General features: G+C 45.6%; 17 protein-coding genes. 6 read left to right on the top strand and 11 right to left on the bottom strand.

From position 1 onward, the window contains the following. Nucleotides 1-51: 51 nt before the first annotated feature. Nucleotides 52-1,764, bottom strand: a complete 1,713-nt coding sequence (locus QWY22_RS14340; RefSeq protein WP_300981504.1) for a sigma-54-dependent transcriptional regulator — start codon at nucleotides 1,762-1,764, stop codon at nucleotides 52-54. Nucleotides 1,765-1,888: 124 nt separating this feature from the next. After that, nucleotides 1,889-3,568 carry a sensor domain-containing protein gene (locus QWY22_RS14345; protein ID WP_300981505.1) on the bottom strand — a complete coding sequence of 560 codons (1,680 nt, stop codon included), beginning with the start codon at nucleotides 3,566-3,568 and terminating at the stop codon, nucleotides 1,889-1,891. A 269-nt stretch (nucleotides 3,569-3,837) separates the two neighbouring features. Between QWY22_RS14345 and QWY22_RS14350 the strand changes: the two genes are divergently transcribed. Then, complete coding sequence (locus tag QWY22_RS14350; RefSeq protein WP_300981506.1) at nucleotides 3,838-4,596, top strand: NRDE family protein; 759 nt, start codon at nucleotides 3,838-3,840, stop codon at nucleotides 4,594-4,596. An 838-nt stretch (nucleotides 4,597-5,434) separates the two neighbouring features. On the opposite strand, the gene QWY22_RS14355 is transcribed toward QWY22_RS14350, so the two are convergent. Beyond that, nucleotides 5,435-5,926: an SRPBCC family protein gene (locus QWY22_RS14355; protein WP_300981507.1), complete on the bottom strand. Its 492-nt coding sequence runs from the start codon at nucleotides 5,924-5,926 to the stop codon at nucleotides 5,435-5,437. A gap of 139 nt (nucleotides 5,927-6,065) precedes the next feature. Between QWY22_RS14355 and uvsE the strand changes: the two genes are divergently transcribed. Continuing rightward, nucleotides 6,066-6,938 carry a UV DNA damage repair endonuclease UvsE gene (uvsE, locus tag QWY22_RS14360; RefSeq protein WP_300981508.1) on the top strand — a complete coding sequence of 291 codons (873 nt, stop codon included), beginning with the start codon at nucleotides 6,066-6,068 and terminating at the stop codon, nucleotides 6,936-6,938. Between the two features lie 37 nt (nucleotides 6,939-6,975). On the opposite strand, the gene QWY22_RS14365 is transcribed toward uvsE, so the two are convergent. Both QWY22_RS14365 and QWY22_RS14370 read right to left on the bottom strand, forming a co-directional pair. Next, nucleotides 6,976-8,229, bottom strand: a complete 1,254-nt coding sequence (locus tag QWY22_RS14365) for a sensor histidine kinase (RefSeq protein WP_300984402.1) — start codon at nucleotides 8,227-8,229, stop codon at nucleotides 6,976-6,978. Between the two features lie 101 nt (nucleotides 8,230-8,330). Next, entirely contained in the window at nucleotides 8,331-8,816 is a 486-nt protein-coding gene (locus QWY22_RS14370; protein ID WP_300981509.1) for a sigma-70 family RNA polymerase sigma factor, read from the bottom strand. A gap of 237 nt (nucleotides 8,817-9,053) precedes the next feature. Here QWY22_RS14370 and QWY22_RS14375 point away from each other — a divergent pair, with 237 nt between their 5' ends. Further along, the gene (locus QWY22_RS14375) at nucleotides 9,054-9,524 is read left to right on the top strand and encodes a competence protein ComK (RefSeq protein WP_300981510.1); all 471 of its coding nucleotides are present in this window, start codon (nucleotides 9,054-9,056) and stop codon (nucleotides 9,522-9,524) included. An 85-nt stretch (nucleotides 9,525-9,609) separates the two neighbouring features. On the opposite strand, the gene QWY22_RS14380 is transcribed toward QWY22_RS14375, so the two are convergent. Next, nucleotides 9,610-10,131: a GyrI-like domain-containing protein gene (locus QWY22_RS14380; RefSeq protein WP_300981511.1), complete on the bottom strand. Its 522-nt coding sequence runs from the start codon at nucleotides 10,129-10,131 to the stop codon at nucleotides 9,610-9,612. A gap of 194 nt (nucleotides 10,132-10,325) precedes the next feature. Between QWY22_RS14380 and QWY22_RS14385 the strand changes: the two genes are divergently transcribed. Next, the gene (locus tag QWY22_RS14385; RefSeq protein WP_300981512.1) at nucleotides 10,326-11,144 is read left to right on the top strand and encodes a TetR/AcrR family transcriptional regulator; all 819 of its coding nucleotides are present in this window, start codon (nucleotides 10,326-10,328) and stop codon (nucleotides 11,142-11,144) included. 13 nt (nucleotides 11,145-11,157) lie between these two features. Then, nucleotides 11,158-14,343, top strand: a complete 3,186-nt coding sequence (locus tag QWY22_RS14390) for an efflux RND transporter permease subunit (protein WP_300981513.1) — start codon at nucleotides 11,158-11,160, stop codon at nucleotides 14,341-14,343. Nucleotides 14,344-14,530: 187 nt separating this feature from the next. Here the strand turns inward: QWY22_RS14390 and QWY22_RS14395 are convergent, their stop codons facing one another. From QWY22_RS14395 to QWY22_RS14415, 5 genes are all read right to left on the bottom strand, one after another. Next, nucleotides 14,531-15,463: a nuclease-related domain-containing protein gene (locus QWY22_RS14395; protein WP_300981514.1), complete on the bottom strand. Its 933-nt coding sequence runs from the start codon at nucleotides 15,461-15,463 to the stop codon at nucleotides 14,531-14,533. Nucleotides 15,464-15,655: 192 nt separating this feature from the next. Next, the gene (locus QWY22_RS14400) at nucleotides 15,656-16,534 is read right to left on the bottom strand and encodes a DUF1028 domain-containing protein (RefSeq protein ID WP_300981515.1); all 879 of its coding nucleotides are present in this window, start codon (nucleotides 16,532-16,534) and stop codon (nucleotides 15,656-15,658) included. 12 nt (nucleotides 16,535-16,546) lie between these two features. Next, the gene (locus tag QWY22_RS14405) at nucleotides 16,547-17,608 is read right to left on the bottom strand and encodes a M42 family metallopeptidase (protein WP_300981516.1); all 1,062 of its coding nucleotides are present in this window, start codon (nucleotides 17,606-17,608) and stop codon (nucleotides 16,547-16,549) included. Between the two features lie 182 nt (nucleotides 17,609-17,790). Continuing rightward, nucleotides 17,791-18,258, bottom strand: a complete 468-nt coding sequence (locus tag QWY22_RS14410) for an Lrp/AsnC family transcriptional regulator (RefSeq protein WP_300981517.1) — start codon at nucleotides 18,256-18,258, stop codon at nucleotides 17,791-17,793. A 180-nt stretch (nucleotides 18,259-18,438) separates the two neighbouring features. Beyond that, the gene (locus QWY22_RS14415; RefSeq protein WP_300981518.1) at nucleotides 18,439-19,800 is read right to left on the bottom strand and encodes an APC family permease; all 1,362 of its coding nucleotides are present in this window, start codon (nucleotides 19,798-19,800) and stop codon (nucleotides 18,439-18,441) included. Nucleotides 19,801-20,087: 287 nt separating this feature from the next. Between QWY22_RS14415 and QWY22_RS14420 the strand changes: the two genes are divergently transcribed. Beyond that, nucleotides 20,088-21,122, top strand: coding sequence for a LysM peptidoglycan-binding domain-containing protein (locus QWY22_RS14420; protein WP_300981519.1), 1,035 nt, complete (start codon nucleotides 20,088-20,090; stop codon nucleotides 21,120-21,122). Nucleotides 21,123-21,127: the final 5 nt, after the last annotated feature.

Genomic DNA, 21,127 nt, shown 5'->3' on the forward strand with positions numbered 1-21,127 from the left:
TATCAAATAGTTTAATATTGCAACACTTCAATGCAAAGAAATGGCGCAAACTTATTCTTTAAGTTTGCGCCATAAAGTGGCCCGGTTTATGCCTAAGCGTTTAGCTGCTTTTGTTTGATTGAAACCCTCTTCATGCAGCACTTGTTCTATTATTTTCCGCTCTATTTCTTTTAGTGTTGGTTCTCCTTCAAAGAAGAGCTCTTTGGATTTTTGTTGAGTTAGAGCAGATGACGGATTTTTCAGCACCGTGCCTTTTTCGATAACATATTCTTTTTCTGCCAGAGCCAGCTTCTTGATATAGGCTTTCAGCTCGTTGACATCGCCATTCCAATGGTTCTTTTTCAATTCCTCCATTGCATCATCACGGACTTTAATCGGCTGTGTGCCTAGTGTCTGGTGAAATTCCGTTAGAAATTGGTGAACCAACAGTTCGAAATCGCCTTGCCGGTCCGTTAAACTTGGCAGTATAATCCGCACCGCTTCTTGCATCCCTAGAGAATCGATCAGATTCGGAGGCATTTCTTCTGCAGCCAAGATCACTTGAGTATTTTGGGCAGCCAAAACAGCAAATTGCTCTTTTATTTCCCGGACAGAAGCGTTAAGCGGAGCATTGGATACCGTTACTAATAAAGTGGTTACCTTTAAGGCGTGCAGCTCGCTAAACGATTTTTTCAACTCTTCGATAGGCAGAACAGCAAAATATCCTTGCTTCTGGTGGTAGGCATGCACATAACGGGCCAATGTTTCCTTCCCGCTTCCTGGTCCTCCTTCCAAGATAATAGGCGCTGTTGCCAGAAATGGCTCTTCAAGTAAGTGCCTAATGCTCTTCATGGCAGCACTTTCTGCAGCTAGTGGAGGAAGCTGGTGAATTTTCTCGGCCACCCCTCCATTCAATTCATGGGTGGAAGTGGACAACCGCTTGAAAAAGAAAGAAAAAAGAGTGGAGCTTCGGTCTTGCCATAAAGTTGCCCGAATACTGAAGGGGCGTTCCACTTCGGTAAAGATTTTCAAAACCGGTAAATCCGAATCTTTTATTTGCTGGATCAGGGCTTTGATTTCATTTGAAGTCAACGGCAGGCGTTCAATAGAACTCCAGTTTTCATATAAAACTTTTCCGGTTTCTGTCGCTACGAAGAAATCCTGTTCCCGTTCAGTCAGCAAATGTTTAAATATGCGAAGCAACTGCTGATTTTTCTGCTGGGATTTGTATAGCCGCCGGGCTTCTTCAAGCGATTGGAGAATCGACTCACGGCCCGATTGGATCAAAAGCCCGTTCATTCCAAGTTGCTGGGCTGCATTGACCGTTACGACATCCCCAAGAATCCGGGTATATCCTTCAGCTTTCAGACCGTTTAATATAGGTTCTACATCCGAAGCTTCTTCCAAGGTTACCACCTTCAGATCAATTTCAAGCAAGCTGACGATGGAGGCAGCTCCGATAGTGATATTCGAAAAACCGACGAGTGCCTTTTTCTCCCCTAGATGGCCGCTCGCAAGCATGATAGACCGCAGCAAATCGTATCCGGACATATGGACATCGATGACCGGCAGCATTACGGCATCCCGTATTAATTTTGCTGTTCCGCCACGACTGATAAGTACATCCACCCCCTGCTGTTCCAGTTCTTTCGCCAAGGCCACCCCTTTTTCCAGGTTCCCCGTCACGGCAGTAATCAGTAAATCGTTCTGTCCCTTCTTCAGTTCCTCTATTACTGGAACCATCGCATCATATGGCGAAATAAAGCCTATGCTGATTTTTTTCATTACGACAGTCCTCCTTATCTGCAGCTATCTATTGCCATTATAGCAACCATCGAAAGAGCTTAACAAAAAGCAAACCCTTCCGGTGCGTTAATACAGTCAAAAGAATTTCGGCTCGATCTGTTCTTTAGCCTGGTGTTTTTACTTTCGATCCATTGATTTTAAGATAATTTTTTCCGGCTTTTTTCACTTCATATAACGCGCGGTCTGCATTTTTAAAAAGACTAGAAGAGTCGACGCCTTCAAATGGCGCTAGCGCAGCGCCCATACTTGCTGCCACCTTTAAATTTATCCCTTGAACAAACCATGGCCTTTCCAATGCTTCATGGATTTTATCGGCAGCCAATCGAACTTTTTCTTCAGTGTTGGCATCGAATAGCAGGATAACGAATTCATCTCCTCCTAAGCGTGCAGCGATATCCGATTTGCCAATCGCATTAGTCAGTCGTTTACTGAATTCCAAAATTACAGCATCCCCGGTTTCATGGCCCCACTCGTCATTGATTTTTTTGAAATCGTCCATATCCAGCACCATAAGGGCAAAAACGGTTCCGGCCTCTATTTCCGCTGTCAGCCGCTCCGAAAGCATTCTCCGGTTGGGAAGACCTGTTAAAGAATCATGATAGGCATAATACTCAAGTTCTCTTTCACGCTGCCTTTGCTGGGTAACATCCCGCAAAATAAGAACTTTATGGATAAATTGATTTTGATCATCAAAAACGGGAGTGCCGTGCAATTCCGACCAAATCCAGCCTTTCGTTTGATGAAGGATGCGCAATCGTAATTTGCATGACTTCCCGCTTAACATCGACTGTTCGAATGCCTCTTCCAGCTTTACCAAATCATTCGGATGGATAAACGACAAGGGCCGCATGCGGATTGCTTCATCTGGAAGAACGCCGTAAACCGTCTGGCATGAAGGTGAAACATATAGGCATTCGCCTAATTCATTAAGCAGAACGATTACATCTTGGGCATTTTCTGCAATAATGCGGAACCGTTCTTCACTGCCGGCATACTTGCTCGCTAATTTATCCAGCTCAGTCATGTCTTTCAAAATCGCATAATAGCCGGTAGTTTTCCCATCGATCTCAATTGCAATCATTTTCATCAAACAGCCGATTTGCTTGCCCGACACATGCACCAAATGAATGCGAAAATCTTCCGGCGCATCGCTACTTGCTTGCTCTAAATAATCGTGCACTTGGGTCCGGTTATCAACAACCAAGTAATCCGCTAAATTCTTCCCAATCAAATCGCTCATTTTATAGCCGCTTATTTTTTCAACAGCAAGGTTGCCAGTTCGGATTTGCCCTGCCATGTCGATGGTGAAAATTGCATCACCGTTCTTTTCAAATAGTGAACGATACCGGGAAGTCCCTTCTTCGAGCTGCTTCCAGGCTTTATTTTTTTCCGCTTCTTCCATCTTCTCTTTTGTAATATCTTTTACGACGCTGACAATATACGTATATTTCTTTGCTTCATTTACAATAGCGGTCATCCGTGTGGAACACCATCGCCTTTCTCCACCCGCTGTATAATAATCGTCTTTAAAGCAAACAGCTTCTCCGCTCTCTAAAGCTTTGGCATAAAGTGTTTTTAAATGAGCAGCTTTTTCCTCACTATGTACTTCACGCAAGGTTTTCCCTAATGCGTTTTCATTCAGCCCTGTATTTTCCATGGCAGTTTTGCTAATAAATTCGTAAGTGATAGAGGCCATATTGTTCATTTTTACAATAAACACCATTTCTTGTATGCCATCCATCAATATTTGGGCAAAAGGAATCGCTTCAAAATCTGCATTCATACTAACTGCCTCCTGTTGTTTTAATTAAAATAGAAGTTGATTTGGCAATCTACAATCTATATTCAATATTTCAACATTTATTTTTTATTACATAATACCCTAGTAAATAATATACACTTATTTTCCTTTTAAAAGGAAAAATATAAATTTTAATTTGCCAACTTCGTTGATTATAGAGAAAGCAGTGAAGCGAATTTCTTTTCCAAAGCTCTCTTTCTGTTAAGGCATGTATTCCTTCTATATAATGAAATTAAAAAGAGGTGGCATTCATGTGCTTGATTAATTTTCAATACAAAGACCATCCGAAATACAAATTGGTTATAGCAGCCAACCGGGATGAATTTTACCAGCGTCCCACTGCACCTGCCCAGTTCTGGGAAGACGAACCTGGCATACTTGCCGGGCGCGACCTGATGCAAATGGGAACATGGCTGGGCGTTGCAAAAAATGGCCGGATTGCTGCTCTGACGAATTTCCGTGATCCGTCCTTGCCGGAAGCCAATAAAATCTCGCGCGGCGCCATTGTCCGGGACTTTTTATCGACCGGCGTCGAGGCTCAACAGTTTCTTGAATCCCTTAGCCCCGAAGATTATACAGGGTTTAATATTATCGCAGGAGATGCGGATCACTTGTATTATTACAATAACATTGAAAACCATTTGACCGAAGTTGAACCCGGCCTTCACGGACTCAGCAACCACTTGCTCGATACGCCCTGGCCAAAAGTCATTAAAGGCAAAAACTATTTGGAACGGTACTTATCCGAACAAGAGCGTGTTGATCCAGAAGACTTATTCCGCTTTCTGGCTGACAGCGAACAAGCGCCCGATTCCACATTGCCCCAGACAGGCGTCGGTCTTGAATTCGAACGAATGCTGTCTTCGATGTTCATCAAAACACCTGAATACGGAACCCGTTCAGCGACTGTTGTCCTCATCGACCAAGACGACCATGTGACATTTGCTGAAAGGATATACGAAAAAGGGGAATTCAAAGAGCAGAACGTATTTGAGTTTGATATCGAATAAAGGTTCAAAAAAGCCATTCGCTTTGCGAATGGCTTTCAGGCTGTCGAGAAACATTCCATTCTCTAAGTCATTTCGCTCCAAGTGGACGCTTTCCGCGGGCACGGCTTCAGCCGCTTCCTTCGCTGCGCTCCGTCCAGGGTCTTCAGCTCGTGCTGCTCCCGCAGGAAACAAGACTGCGAAGCAGACTTGTTTGCGACGAAGCTAGCGCAGCGATGCAGGAGCACAATGTTTGCCCTCGCCACTTTCCGCTTCATTCCATTCACTCTTTAAACAAAGAATTGTTTTTATCAGATAGAGTGAATGAGTATGCGTGCTTTTTATTCACAGTTCACTGTCGATATGAAGCAAACCAGCGGAGAAAACCCTACTGCTCCTGCGCAAGCTCGTCGCAAAGACATTGCTTCGCAAGCTTCAGCCATTGTCTTGCCTGCGGGGCAGCGTAAGCGACGAGACAGCCGAGACCCCGCAAGAAATGATTGGGCTTTGCCCAATCATTTGCGACGAAGCTAGCGAAGCGATGCAACGCTCTTCCATGTTTCGAAGCTAGCGAAGCGATGCAACGCTCTTCCATGTTTCGAAGCTAGCGAAGCGATGCAGAAACAGGAGCACAAGGTTTTCGCAGCGGCTGAGGAGGCTTGGCGCTCGCCCGCGGCAAGCGCAGCTGGTTTGTGGAATATTGGAGATATTCTAAGGGGAATTTTTTCTATATCTTTCTCAACAAGCAGAAAGCCATTCGCTTTGCGAATGGCTTTACATTTACATTATAAAATTATTTGTAAATAGCTTGGCAACCTGCTTTTTTCTTTGGTTTCCAGCAGCTGTCGAGGCAATCCTGGTGTTACTCAAACGACACCGACATGCTTTCCAGCAAGCGCTGGTATTCCGGATATTCCTTGTTCCATTCTTCTTCGCGGGCAATTTCTTTTCCTTCAAGAAGCGCTTCAATAACATCCAGGCAGACATGCCATCCGGCCAAATCTTTTGCCGTGTGCGGAACAATTTTGCTGATGGTTTCCACCAGTTCAAGCCGTGTCCCACCACCATCGGATGCCAGTTCAAAGCGGACCTGGTCTTCTCCCCATTCAAACGCCAGTTTTTGGCCTTCTTCGTATTCGAGGATGGTCATATTCTCATAATTTCCATTCCCCATATTAAACTTAATCTTGCCGCCTTTTCGAAGGTCTTCAATCGTCAATTCCGAAAACCATTGCTGAAGTTTCGGGTTCTCTGTCAACATCGCCCAGACTTCTTCTCGGTTCTGGGCAAACGTGCGTACAAATGTCGCTTTGTAGCCTGATTCAACTTTTATAACTTCCGCTCTCAAAATCATCCCTCCCAGTACTTGTTGTTTCTCATTATACATCAGCTGCCCGGCGCTTATCTTCTTTAAAACTTCCTGCACTTTTTATGGAAATCTACCGCTAACCCTTCCCTAAAAGGGGTATAGACTCCTTAAGGAGTTGAAGAATATGAGATTAGGCTATGCATGCATGAATACCGAATTGAAAACTGTCTTCCGGACTTTGCGCCTTGCAACAGTTGAAGCGGAAGGTACAGCAAAAATCAAAGAATTGACTTTAAAGAATATGCAGACAACCTTGGAAATAATTCAATGGAATATAGAAAACAATATTTTTTTCTACCGGGCTTCAAGTTCAATGATTCCATTATCGACCCACCCCGTTAACGACTGGATCTGGTGGGAAGACCCGGACTTCCTGGACATTGCAGAACAAATCCGTTTATTGGTAGAAGCTTCACAAATGCGTGTTTCCATGCACCCGGGGCAATACACGGTACTCAATTCACCAAAACCGGAAGTAGTTAAAAAATCCATTGAAGATCTGGAATACCACGACCGGCTGATCCAATTGCTCGGTGGAAACGACTTGATCCTGCACACCGGCGGAGCATATGGAGACAAGGAAAGCGCAAAAGCCCGTTTTGCAGAAAATTACCTGAACCTCTCCAACAGCATCAAACGGCGGCTGCGGCTCGAAAATGACGATAAAACATTTACTGTCCGCGACGTACTTGATGTCAACAAAATGTGCGGCGTTCCAGTCTGCTTTGATATTCATCACCATAATTGCAACAACGATGGAAAACCTGTAGACTTTGCCGAGATTTTAGCCACTTGGGAAGGATTCGGCATACCCAAAATCCATATCAGCACAGGCAAGGAAGGCTTCACCGACTTGCGCCACCATGACCTGGTATCGGAAACCGACTTTAACGAACTCCTTTTGCTGCTCGGCGATACGGATGCAGATATTATGTTCGAAGCAAAACTGAAAGAACAGGCGGTCCTGCCTTTTGTAAAACAGTTGGCCCAAAAATAAGACAAAACGGCTGCCTTTTTGGCAGCCGTTTTGTTATTTACCGGACTAACGGAAAGCTCAACGTGAACGAAGTGCCTTTTCCTTTTTCTGAACTTACCTGAATCTCCCCGCCCATTTGGCGGATGATACTGTAAGTTACCATCATGCCAAGGCCGGTGCCTTTTGACTTTGTTGAAAAGTACGGTTCGCCGAGGCGCTGGATTTCTTCTTTTGTCATACCGTTTCCAGTATCGTTAACTTTAATCGAAACGTCGTTTTTTCTTTCTTTTATCGCAATATCCAAAGTTCCTCCGTCCGGCATCGCTTCAATGCCATTGCGAATAATATTGATCAATGCCTGATGAAGTTTTTGCTTGTCAGCAAGGATCTTGGCAGTTCCATGAAATTCGGCCAGGCGAATTTCCACCTTGCCCCAATGCGCATAAGGCTTCATGACTTTAAGGACCTGCTCCACCTCGGACCCCGCTTTCAAAACTTCCAACTGTTTTTGGACAGGTTTGGCAAATAAAAGATAATCATTGATTAATTGGTCTGCTGCTTCTATTTCCTCCAGCATCGTCCCTTGGAATTCCAGCTGCTTTTCCCGGCTGTACTCTTGCTCCTGCATCAGCTGCAGAAACCCCTTCACACTTTGAAGCGGATTTCTGAGTTCATGGGAAACAGAAGCCGCAAAATGGCTGACGGTTTCAAGTTTCTCATGCTTCATTAACGAGTTCAGCATGTATTCCTGGCGCAAAATATGCTCGATCAACAAAGCAGCGAGTGCAGTAATTGCTCCTTGGTTCAGCATCAACAACAGCCAAATATCAATCAAATCATGAATGGGGTCACCAAACAAAAAATAGCCGGCGATCAAATTAAAGAAAAACGATAAAAAAGTAATTAAGAAGACAAATCCTACTTTTCCTGCTCGATTGATGCGCATATAGAAAGGGTGCAGCAATGGTACGCCAATTGCAAGGAGCAGCTGATTGAGTATGGCGATGTACATGCCGTCTCCGCCTATCACCATACGGCCCAACGATGAAACGATAAAAAGAACGGCACTTACAAGTGGACCCCCGTAAAGGGCTCCGACAATCATCGGTACTTGCCGCAGATCAAATATATAGTCATCGGACAAAAACTGGTACGGAAAAAACATGCAAAGAAGGATCGAAACAGAGAACAACACGGTCAACGTTACGCGATGGCTGACAAAAAAGTTCCGTTTGCCTGCCGGTGCAAACATTTGATATAAAACAATCGGAAAGATAATAAAGAAGATATTGTTGATCATTCCGGTCATCATTTGCAGCACGGTGTCCTCTCCCTTCTTTCAAGTTATAAGAAGTCCATTATACCGCCACTGATCACTCTGCACCACTCCCCCTACCAATTTTATTGGCCATTTTACTTTAGTGTGCTGCTTGCTATAGTAGCTTTCACTTTTTTCAATACCCGTTCCCGCCTTTTTTTCATCCCTGAAAGCGAAATGCAGGAAGACACAGCCAATTCGCTGAGGCTTTTTCCTTTCACGAATAAATCATCAAGCAAGACATATTCCGATTCCGAAAACAGTTGGGCATCCAGCCATTCCGGCAATCCATCTTCAATGCGGTCATCGCTGATCCATTCAAATGCTTCATTTTCAGTTACCGCAAAACGGCTGGAAAATCGGGATTCTTTTTTTAGTTCGTCAAGCATGGCGCCATGAATGCTGCGAAAAGCAAATGGCGTGAAATCCCCTTTTGATTCGTCGAACCGCTGGCACGCCTGCCAAAGCGCTATTTTACCGACTTGCCGAAAGGCATCGTAATCACGGTAAATATGCAGTTTACGGATAATGGCTGAAATCATGGGCGAGTATTGAATCAAAGCTTCGTCGAAATTCTTCACGTCTTTTTCCTTCTGAACGTTCCTGTTATTCCCGGGTAACGACAGCATATTAAATGAGAAGAAGTTATTCAAAATACCATACATGCCAATAGATACATAATCAGCTATTTTAAGACACCTTATACATTACGTTTGATACATATAAATGTAAAAAATAATCCTTTTTTCAGAAAATTATGTTGATTCCTCACATACCGAATGGTACTATTTTCTAGTACACTGAAAGGGGAGTTTTTGTTGGGGAAATACGAAGAGAATTTTATTAATCGATCTACCTTATTTTTAATGTCTTCATTTGAAACAGAGCGCAAAACAAAAGTGGTCACAAAGCAGGGAGAGTTCTATTCACATCTCCCCGCCCTGCAACTGCTTGATCATGCCTGTATGCTTTATGCCTCGACATATGAAGGCCGGGTAAAAGCAAATCGCCACAACTTGAAACAGCACAAAAAGACACCCATCCTTATTTCAACGGATGGTGTAGCAGCATTCCCGATAAAATCACCAACCCATCCGAAGTGCGCGTGGATCTTCAATCATGATTACCGAACGGAATTTATGTCTCCCACCCGGACCCGCATCATCTTTGAACAACATAAGGTGTCTGTCGAACTGGATGTCTCCATCCATACAATGGAAAAACAACGATCACGCATGTATGAAATGCTTTATTATTATATGAAAATCCGGGACAGGCACAATACATAGTCCTGGAAACTTGCCTGCTCAACAAAAAAGGCACCTCATTGTGAATTGGCCCGTGCATCCAATTCAGAGAGAGGTGTCTTTCTTATTAGGCAGCGTCGTCCTGCATCAGCAGAAATGCAATTTCAATTTGCCATTTATGCAGATCCGGCTCAAGCTCAGGATCAGTCAAGTAATATTCAAAGCGCCCATTCCATATTTCGTCATCCGCTTCCCAGCGTTTATCAATATCCAGTTCTTCTTTTTTCGTCCATTCTTCCAATTGCTTCAGTGAAATTTCCAACTGATCCGGATGGCCTTGATGGACAGCAATTGCATAAGACCCGCCCGGGACAAAACTGGCAATCACCCGCTCATCTCCTGTCACCATCCGCTCAATCGGCACACCAACTTCCAGGCTGAATTCGGCATCCTCACTTCCAATGCACCAGTATCGGTAAAATGGCTCACCAGACGGTTCAATGTCTTTTTTATTCAGCCAATCATAAATTTCCGGGAGCAAAACTGTCGTCTGCGCCCAATCCTTCAGTGTCACTTGGATTGGAATTGCTACATAAGGCTGTTCGGTCCGCAATTCAACCGTAGGTTCGTTGATGTACTCATACCTCATTCTACCCATCCTTTCTCCTGCAGAAAAACTTCCTCTTCCTTTATGTATTCCATGAATAAAGAAAAATGCCTGCCACAATATTGACAAATAATCTGGAGCGGGATAAATTGACAGCGCTTTGCCGAAAACTATATTCTGTAAGTACTGACCAACCGGTCACATTTTCTGACCAGCCGGTTACTAGGAGGGATTTTTTGGACAAAAGAAAGGAATTGATGAATCAGGCGGTTCACTTTTTCTCTTTAAAAGGGTTTCATCAAACTTCGGTGCAGGAAATCGCTCAAGCTGCAGGGATTTCAAAAGGAGCATTCTATAAACATTTCGATTCCAAAGAGACTCTCTTTATGGACATCCTGTCCCGCTATAACGAAGAATTGAATGCAGATCTCTCTTCCCCCCATTTGGAAGAAGGATTAAATGACAAGCAAATATTTATCCGGAAATTAGAATTGGAAATCGAACGTACAGTGATCAACAAGGAATTCTTTTTAATGGTTTTCAAAGATTTTCCGAAAGACAGCAGTGCTCAATTGGAAAAATTGTTTTATGAATTACGTTCTTCTCAGCTGACAGTACATAAGAACAACCTGCTGGAAGCTTACGGCGAGAAAGCCCAGCCGTTCATTTATGATCTGGTCACCATCCTGGAAGGCATCAAGCGGGAATATTTCTTCAACCTGATTTTCCTGGACAGGCAAGTGGAAGCCAAAAAACTGGCCGGGTTTATTGCTTCAAGCATAGATGCCATCGTCAGCCAGTTGGGAGAGATGGAACCGGTTTTGACGGATATGCCAGCGCCGATCAGCGCACTTGAGGAAAATTTTCTGAACGTCGAAGAAAAGATCCGGATGTCTGCGCCGAATAAAGAAAAACTGCTTTCTACGCTGCAGCTTCTGAGAGAAGAGATGGCCAAGGATAACCCGCAGCAATTCCTGATTGAAGCCTTATGGCTGTATTTATCGCAAGAACCACAAATAGAAAAAGAACTTCTTCAGTTAAAGAAATTCTTATAAAGGAGCATCCGTCTTGAAAAAAATTATTGATTTTTCCCTGAACAATAAATTCGCCATCTGGATTTTAACCTTAATGGTCGTCATTGCAGGTTTGTATTCCGGATTGACGATGAAGCAAGAATCGATTCCAAGCATCACCTTGCCTGCGTTAACGGTCATCGCTCCATATCCGGGAGCAGCACCTGACGAAATCGTCGAAGAATTGACGATTCCGATGGAACAGCGCATCCAGAATATGAACGGCGTGGAACTGGTGACTTCTTCGTCCCTGGCAAATGCAGCAACGATCCAAGTCCAATATACATTCGAAACGGACATGGACGAAGCAGCCCGCCAAGTGGAAACTGCACTTTCTGAACTGTCATTGCCGGAAGGTGCAAGCGAGCCGGAAGTATCCCGACTCAGCTTGGATGCCTTCCCCATTCTGACGCTTAGCATCAGTGAACCAGGAAAATCGTTGGAAGAACTGACCACAACAGTAGAAGAGAATGTATTGCCTCAACTTGAAGGCGTCGAAGGCTTGTCTGACGCGCAGATTTCCGGACAGCGCGTCCAAAAAGTGACGATGACTTTCAATGAAGAAAAAATGGCTCAATACGGGATGACTCCTGACACAATCCAGCAATTGATCCAAGGATCAAACTTGTCATTTCCGCTTGGCTTAACAAACTTTGACGGCGAGTTGAAAAACCTCGTCATCGATGGCAATGTTACGACGGTTGACGATTTAAAAGCGTTGCAGATTCCAGCTGTGCCGCAGCAAGCGTCTGCTGGAGCACCAACTGAAATGCCAACCGGCCAAGATCCAACAGCCGCCGCTGGAGCTGAGCAAGGACAGGTTCCGCCAGCTGGCCAGGTCCAGAACCCGGCTGCTGCTGCAGCTCCTCCTGTCACCCAAGTACCGACAGTAGCGCTTAGTGAATTGGCCGATATTGAAGTTGTGAGCGAAGCCGAATCGATTTCCCGCACCAACGGAGAAGAATCGATCGGCATCCAGATCGTGAAATCGCCTGAAGCCAACACGGTTGAAGTGGCGAATGCCGTCAAAGACATTGCGGCAGATCTTGAAAAAGACTATGGTTTGAACGTTGCCACCACTTTTGACCAAGCAGAGCCGATTGAGCAGTCAGTTGAAACGATGCTCAGCAAAGCACTCTTCGGCATCCTGTTTGCCGTAGTGATTATCCTGATCTTCCTGCGCAGCTTTAAAACAACGATTATTTCCATTATTTCAATTCCGTTGTCGCTGCTGATGGCGATTTTCCTATTGAACCAAATGGATATCACCTTAAACATTATGACGCTCGGCGCGTTGACGGTCGCAATTGGACGCGTCATCGACGACTCGATCGTTGTTATTGAAAATATTTACCGCCGTATGGCTCTGCCGGGCGAAAAACTGCGCGGCAAAGAATTGATCCGGGAAGCGACACGCGAAATGTTCATCCCGATTTTCTCTTCTACTGTCGTAACGATTGCCGTATTCTTGCCGCTGGCACTTGTCGACGGACAAATCGGTGAATTGTTCCTGCCATTCGCCCTTGCAGTGGTATTTGCCTTATCCGCTTCCCTGCTCGTTGCGGTTACCATCGTACCGATGATGGCCCACTCGATGTATGGCAAGCAGCTGCAGAACCTCGATGCAGCTAAATCCAAACAAAAAGAACACAAGCCAGGAAAATTGGCGAACGGTTACCGCCGCATTCTGGAATGGACGTTAAACCATAAAATCATCACTTTCGGCGGTGCAACAGTTTTACTGGTTGCAAGTCTATTCCTCGTACCGGTTATCGGCGTTTCATTCCTGCCGGAAGAAGAACAGAAAATGGTCATGGCGACATACAGCCCGGAACCAGGGCAAACGCTTGAAAATGTAGAACAAATCGCGCTGGACGCTGAGTCGTTGATCGACGGCCGCGACGGCGTCACGACTTATCAATACTCACTCGGCGGCGACAGCCCGATGGCCGGTTTTGGCGGAGGCAGCAACTCGGCCCTGTTCTTCATCGAATATGACGACGACTTTGAAAACTTCAGCAATGAAGGCGATAACCTGATCGAAGAATTGAACACCAAAACCGCAACTGGTGAATGGGCAGCGCTCGACTTCTCAGCCACAGGTTCAAGCGGCATTGAAACCTTCGTATACGGCGACAGCATCGAAGACATCCAAACGGCAATCGACCAGATCCAGCCGCTGATGGAAGAAAACGAGGGGCTTGAAAAAGTCGAATCCAGCCTGACTGAAGCTTATGACCAGTACACCTTGGTTGCCGACCAGGAAAAACTCGGGGCTTCTGGCTTAACAGCAGCACAAATCGGCATGGCGTTAAGCGGCACAGGCGAAGCGCCGGTGCTGACTACGGTCAAGCATGAAAACAAGGATATTAACGTATATGTAGAAGTGGCACAAAAAGATTATGCAGCTATTGATGACGTAACGGATGTCGAAATCCCGACTGCCCTTGGTACAACGGTTGCGATCGGAGACGTCATGACGGTCGAAGAAGGCAAATCGCCAGATACGATCGACCGCCGCGACGGACAGATGTATGCATCACTGACTGCTGATGTAACTGGCAATAATGCCGCTGAAATCACAGCGGATATCGATGCAAAAACAGATGAGTTGGACTTGCCGAGCGGTGTGTCGATTGACCACGGCGGCGTCACTGAACAGATCAATGAGTCCTTTACTCAACTGGGCTTAGCCATGCTGGCAGCAATCGCCATCGTCTACTTCGTGCTCGTCGTGACATTCGGAGGCGCTCTGGCACCATTCGCCATCCTGTTCTCATTGCCGTTCACGGTAATCGGTGTACTCGTGGCCTTGTGGATTTCAGGAGAAGCATTAAGCGTCAACGCGTTGATCGGTGTCTTGATGCTGATCGGTATTGTGGTGACGAACGCAATCGTCCTAGTCGATCGTGTCATCCACAAGGAAAAAGAAGGCTTTACCACTCGCGAAGCCTTGCTTGAAGCAGGTTCGACCCGTCTGCGTCCAATCTTGATGACGGCACTAGCGACAATCGGCGCGCTCATTCCGCTTGCAATCGGAGCAGAAGGCGGCGGATTAATTTCCAAAGGCCTCGGCATCACGGTAATCGGCGGATTGACCAGCTCGACTTTATTGACATTGGTAATTGTGCCGATCGTTTATGAAGTGGTAGCGAAATTCCGCAAGAAACAAATGAATTAATGAGAAACCGCTCCAGCCGTTTTGGCTGGAGCGGTTTTTTCGTATTTGAGTAGAGTGATGAGTGCACCGGCTGCCGGATACGACCAGTAGTCTGTGAAATACGACCAGAAGAAGTGGAAATACGACCAGTTGATTGAAAAATACGACCAGTAGTCACCAAAATACGATTCCCACGCCTATTTCAACCTTAATAGAGGCCGGTTTCGGAAATAATATAGCGCAAACTTTTCTGATTGCCTACTGTTTCAAAATTGGCGCTTTGTAGGATGGCGGCAGCGTTGCTCCTTGAATTTATACCGCTAAACCAGCGAAATTCCCGGTTTGAAATGGTATTGCCGATAAGCAGGCGGTAATCCTGCAAAGCGGGCAAATGTGTGTTTTTTTGCTTTCCGCCGCAATTGCTGCAGCGCCAGAATTTACGTGAATAAGTCATTCGTGAAGATAGGCAATCCGGACAAAAGATGCCAGTCAGAATGGGGTAAGGGAGTGGAATCGGTTCGTGAATTTGCACTGGGGGCTGCAAAGAGAGGAAAAATTCACTTAGCTGTAGTGGATCGTGTTTTAAAGAATTGCGATGCTGGGCAATCAGATGATCTAAGACATAGGGGAAACCGGAAGAGTGAATAACGCGGCGTTCAACGTTTTTCACACTTAACACGCAGGAAGAATTGGTAAATACAACGATGCCAATCACCGGGAGTTTATTGTCAATCAGTTTGGAAATCTGCTTTTCGTGGCGGTAAAGCTGATCATCGGGATTTGTCATGCCGGTGATAACGCCATTCAATGTCCGGGAAAATTGTCGCTTGTCCCCGTCCATTTCAATGAATCCGCTGATATTTTTTATTTCAATGAGGAGAATGAATGACGGAAAAATGAACAGCGTATCAATTTGATGGCCCTGAATTGAATAATCAGGAATGGCGATATAAGGTTCACCGGTATTATAGTTCATACAAATTTTATCAAACCAGCATTCGCCGGCATATCCAGCCGCACGCCTCCGGACATTCTCTTTTAATTCGGGATGAGACGGATGGCTTGAAGGCGTACGCCTTAATAAAGCTTCAAAATAGACTAACTTATGCGGACGCTGCCGCTCTTTGATCAACAATTGCATCATCCTTTCAGTAGAGGTGAAGTTAATATAGCTTTTCATCCAAAGAAAATCAAGGCTATTTCCATAACGGGTATGACTTTATTCCAAATACGGCTAGCCGTTTCAGAAATACGACCAGCAACAGCAAAAATACGATTCACATACAACAAAAAGAGCCCGGACTGAAGAATTTCTTCAATCCGGGCTCTTCCCTTATTGCTTCAGCAAAAATTCCAGCACTTTGTCATCAATCTTGCGTTCTTCGGTCCAGCGGTCATCGAAATTCTCGCGCAAAGCAAAGATCCTCAATGCGTTCTGCACTTCGCCTTCATACGCCGGCTGATCTGCATGCTCAAGCAACTCAAGCTTCACCAGCTGCTGCTTGATGTCCGTGAACACTTCTCCTTCAATTTCGGCGAAAGCTTCGGACGGCATGCCGTATAATTTATGCAGCTCGTACAAACGCTGCAATTCCACGATTGGCTCCGGGTGGTCGTCGACGCGAAGATCGACCTTAACGTCATTGTAGCCGCCGTACCCTGCCCCTTCCTGCAATACATAAAGCGCCGCCGATTGTTTGCCCCGGCTGTCTCCGCCGGCATGCTGCGCTGCTTCCAGTGCTTTCAGCAGCCGTTCGGCAAGCGGTCCTTCCGTTTTTTCAAACGTCCTGCTCATTGCAGTGACTGTTTCTTCGCTGACCAGAATATTGCCCTGTGCGGAGTGGTGCTTGCCGACTTTATGGCCTGCCCAGTCGTAGCATTCTTCTCCTGTGAACGCACTGGCTTCCCCTTGGGAATTAATCACGGCCACCTGACGCAAGTTTCTGCCGGGATCGTTGCTTACCAATTGCGCTACCACTTCTTCCGGCGCCATGCCTTGTTCCAAAAGCGCCAGTCCCTCAGGACCATAAGCCGTATTTGCCCAGGACTGCGTTGCTACTGCCCCGACGTTCGCTTTGGCCCAAGGCACCACCGAGCCGACTGCCAAAAACTTTGATTGCACCGCCACTCCGACTTCGCCCGTCTCCGGGTCAGCGCCTACAATTGAAAACGTCGCGACAAGTTTACTTTTATCCACTAATTCCCTTACCACAAAATCCCCTCCTTAAAATAGCTTCATCCGGTATTCCTCAACTGGCTTCATTTGCTTAATAAATGCCTTTAACAATTCTTTGGTCGCTTCAACGTCTCCAAGATCGATCACTTCAATCGAAGAATGCGCATTGCGCGATGGTATCGATAAGACCCCTGTCGGAATGCCATTATGTGCCAAGCTGAATTCCCCAGCATCCGTGCCGATTCCCGGGAACACTTCTAATTGGTACGGCAATCCGGCATTCTCCGCAACGTCCACCAAATGTTTCCGCACTTTTTTATTGGCAATCAAGCTGAAATCGAGTACTTTGATGCCAACCCCGGCACCGAGCGCCAAAGTCTGGTCCATCATTTCTTCCGGCGTGTCGCTGACTGCAGTGGTATCAAGCGCAATCATGACGTCCCCAGTGAGCTGATGGCTGCCGACTCTTGCCCCGCGCAAGCCCACTTCTTCCTGTACGGTAAAAATTCCGATAAACTCACCCGAAAAATCAGCCGCATCCAAATCCTCCAATGCCTGCATCAAAATGGCGCACCCTACCCGGTCATCAAAGCTTTTGCCAGAAACCCGCTTATCGGTCAATTCATCGAAATGCGGATACCAGACAATTGGGTCGCCAATTTGAATGCCAAGCGCTGTTGCTTCTTCGCGGCTCGCAGCTCCTGCATCAATGTAAAGACTGCGATGATTTCTCACTTTTGCTGCATCATCAAATTTCACCATATGAGCTGAAATCGTTCCGATGACGCCCGTCCGCAGCCCCGTTTCTGTGCGGATTTGGACTCGCTGCGACAGCAGGATCCGGTCGTCGTGGCCACCCAGTTTTTCAAACCGGATCAAGCCATTGTCTTCAATTTTCTTGACAATAAATCCTACTTCATCCATATGGGCAGCCACAATAATCGCCGGCCCTGACTGATTTCCTTGTTTGCGGACGATTAAGTTTCCTGCATTATCCGCTTCGATGGAGTCCACTTTCCCTTTCAAATACCCGGCAATATACATGGCAACTTCTTCTTCAAACCCGCATGGACCCACAATTTCTGTTAATTCTTTCAGTATTTTTTTCATCTAATATCTCCTTTTAAAGTAACTATTAATTATTTATAAATATTATAAGTACTTTAACTGTTAATTCATTACTTTCTTTTTCTTTTCATCCACCTACACTATACATAAAGCAAAAAACGAAATCAATTAAATTTTCTAAATAAATAAAAACCTGTGCATTAAAACTGCACAGGCCATTATTTTTAATTCTCCCGAATAAAGTTGAATTTGTTTTTCATAATCTTGGTTTCCACAATGACGTTTGTTCGCTCTATGCCAGTCACTTTGTTTAACTTCTTCTCAACAAAGTCACTTAATGCTTCGAGTGATTCTACACATACTTCCGATAAAATGTGGTAATCCCCTGTAGTTAAAGAAACGAAGCGGACTTCACTCAACTCAGCCAGTTCTTTTGCACATTGCTGCAGCCCATTCTGCTTTGCGGCAATCTGGATAACCGCAATGATGTTCAAGCCAATTTTCATCGGGCTTACGACACCGACAATTGACAAGGTACCGTTTTCACGCAAATTGGAAACACGCAGGCGGATGGTTCTTTCGGCAACGCCAATCCTTGAGGCAATTTCCTTAAAAGTCATCCGCCCATCATCCTGCAGAAACGACAAGATTTTTAAATCCAGTTCATCGAGGCCTTCTATATGTTCCGCCATCCTCTCAACTCCTCTGCAGTTCAATGTTTTGCTTATGAAAAAAGAATAGCACAAATATTTACAGCAAAACAGCTTTCCAGCCATTTCATTTCCCTAAAAATAGCCCGGTGAATGTCGGGCTGTTTTCTCTTTTCACCTTCTGAGCAATGCCTGAAAGCTAAAGAATGAGCCACACTCCACTTATTCCTCCAAATTCAGCTTTGTATCCCGCTTCGTCCATTTCAGAAACAGCAAGTAGATGATTCCGATTGCCAGCCAGATAAACCCAAGCTGTTTCGACAAGGCATCCAAGTTCCACCAGACGTATGCAATGATAGTAAACCCGATGAGCGGCAAAACTAAATGCTTGAAATAGTTCTTGCTTTTCTTTTTACCGATAAAGTAAATGATGACTGACACGTGAAGGAAAAGAAAAGCGGTCAAAGCCCCGAAATTGATGACGGAAGCCAACTCGCCAATACGGTTTGCGAAAAAGCTTGTCACGATCAATGAAATGATGGCCACAATGATGGTGCTGATATAAGGGGTCTGGAATTTCGGATGTACTTTTGCAAGCAATTTCGGCAGTTTCCGGTCACGGGCCATGCTGTATAACACACGTGATATTGCTGCCTGGGCAACAAGAGCGTCGGCAATTCCCCAGGCAACCGCTGTGGCAATAATGGTCAACCATTTAAGCCAAGCGCCTCCCGCCACTTCTGCAATCTGGTAGAAAGCCACATCGGCATTTTCAAACGTCGTATAATCCGGCCAAATCAGTGCAGCTACCCAGGTCTGGATGATGAAGAGCACGCCGACTACGAGCAAAGACACAATAATGGCATTGCCGACAGCTTTTCGTCCCCCTTTTGATTCTTCCGCAAGCGTGGCAATTGCATCAAATCCCAAAAAGCTTAAGACAGCAATCGATACCGCTCCCATGACAAGCCCCAAACTGAATTGGTCGGCATCGTAAAGCGGCTTATACGTAAATTCTGCACCGTTAACCCCTTGGGCAACTGCATAGATGCCGACTCCTACAAAAATGGCCAATACAATCAATTCGAGCACAATAATGATTTTATTTGCCTTTGCCGTAAACTCAATGCCGATGACGTTGATGACTGTGTTAATTCCGATAAAGAAAACGAGCCAAACCAGCAGCGGGATTTCCGGGACAATGTCATGGAGCGCCGCCGCACTGACCAGGTAAAGCAGCGCCGGCACAAAAATATAATCGAGCAGGATAAGCCAGCCGGCGAGGAACCCTGCTGCGTCATTAATGCCGCGCTGCGCATAGGAATAGACAGAGCCGGCAATCGGAAAAGCCTCCGACATTGTGGCATAACTGAGCGCAGTAAAAATCATGGCAACCATGCCGATTAAATACGCCAATGCAACCATGCCGTTCGAGCCTTGTGCAATGATGCCATAAATGCCGAATGGTGCAATCGGTACCATAAACACCAATCCGTAAATCATCAAATCCCAAAACGTCAATGCCCGTTTCAACTCCTGCTTATATCCGGTTTCACTCAAAGGCTGATTCTCTTTAGCAGCCATCGCTCTTCCTCTCCTCTCGATTAAGTTTTCGGAATTTAAAGAAATCTTACTCCTATTCCATTTTATTGTAAATCGTTTAGAAGCATAATTTCCCTTAAAGCCCTTGTTATATTCTTGTCACGAGAGCAAAAGAAACCTATTCATTTATAAGATGCCGTGATATAATCGAATCATAAAATATCGAAATATTCTAATATAAGTAACATATATAGGCAATAATTCTCACCTTTTCCAGCTGCATACATACCTAGTTTTTGATGCTGGGTAAAGAAAAAGGGGTGAGTCGCGTGAGTAACAAGCTATTTAAAGTTGCCGCTGTCATTTTACTCGTTTTATTTTCCTTGTTTTCATTTTCACCGCAAACTGAAGCAGCCAATTCCAAGTACGTCACAAAAGGCGCCACAACCAGCAAAGTGATTGCATTGACGTTTGATGACGGATCTGACGGAACCAATATCAACAAAATTCTTCAAACCTTATCCACCAACAAAGTAAAAGCGACCTTCTTCCTGACCGGTTCGGGAGCCAAAAACCATCCTCAGTCGATCAAGAACATTACCGCACAAGGCCATCAAATCGGCAACCATTCTTATTCGCATCCGGATTTCACAAAATTGACTGCCGCCCAGATGAAAGCCGAACTTGATAAAACAGAAAGCACGATCAAAGGCATTACCGGCAAAACGACCAAGCCGCTGTTCCGCGCGCCTTTTGGGGCGAGCAACGCAAAAGTTTTGGCAGCTGTCGGCAATGCCGGGTACACGCACACGATTCAATGGAACATTGACACACTCGATTGGAAAGGCGTATCTTCCACTTCCATTACCAGCAAAGTGCTGGGTAACGTTGTGCCGGGCACCATTGTCTTGATGCATACCGGAGCCGGGGCATCCGGAACGCCCGGAGCTCTTCAAGGCATGATCACAAAACTGAAAGCGCAAGGCTACACTTTTGTGACCGTTTCTCAATTGCTGAAACTGCCGTCTTCTTCTCCGCCGCCTGCCAGCGGTGTGAAATACACCGTCAAAGCGGGTGACACACTTTACAGCATCGCTAAAAAGTACAACACGACTGTCGCTGCAATTGCCGCTGCCAATAAAATACCGAGCCCGTACATCATCCGCATCGGACAGGTCTTGACGATTCCAGGAAAAGCCGCTCCGCCTCCTGCAGCCGCGATCAAATACACAGTGAAACCAGGAGATACGCTTTACAGTATTGCGAAGCGCTACAATACAACTGTCGCCAAAATTGCAGCCGCCAATAAAATACCAAGTCCCTACATCATCCGTGTCGGGCAAGTATTGACCATCCCTAGATAAACCAA

Origin of the sequence: Planococcus liqunii (genome assembly GCF_030413595.1) — a bacterium.
In the GTDB taxonomy this organism is placed as follows: domain Bacteria; phylum Bacillota; class Bacilli; order Bacillales_A; family Planococcaceae; genus Planococcus; species Planococcus liqunii.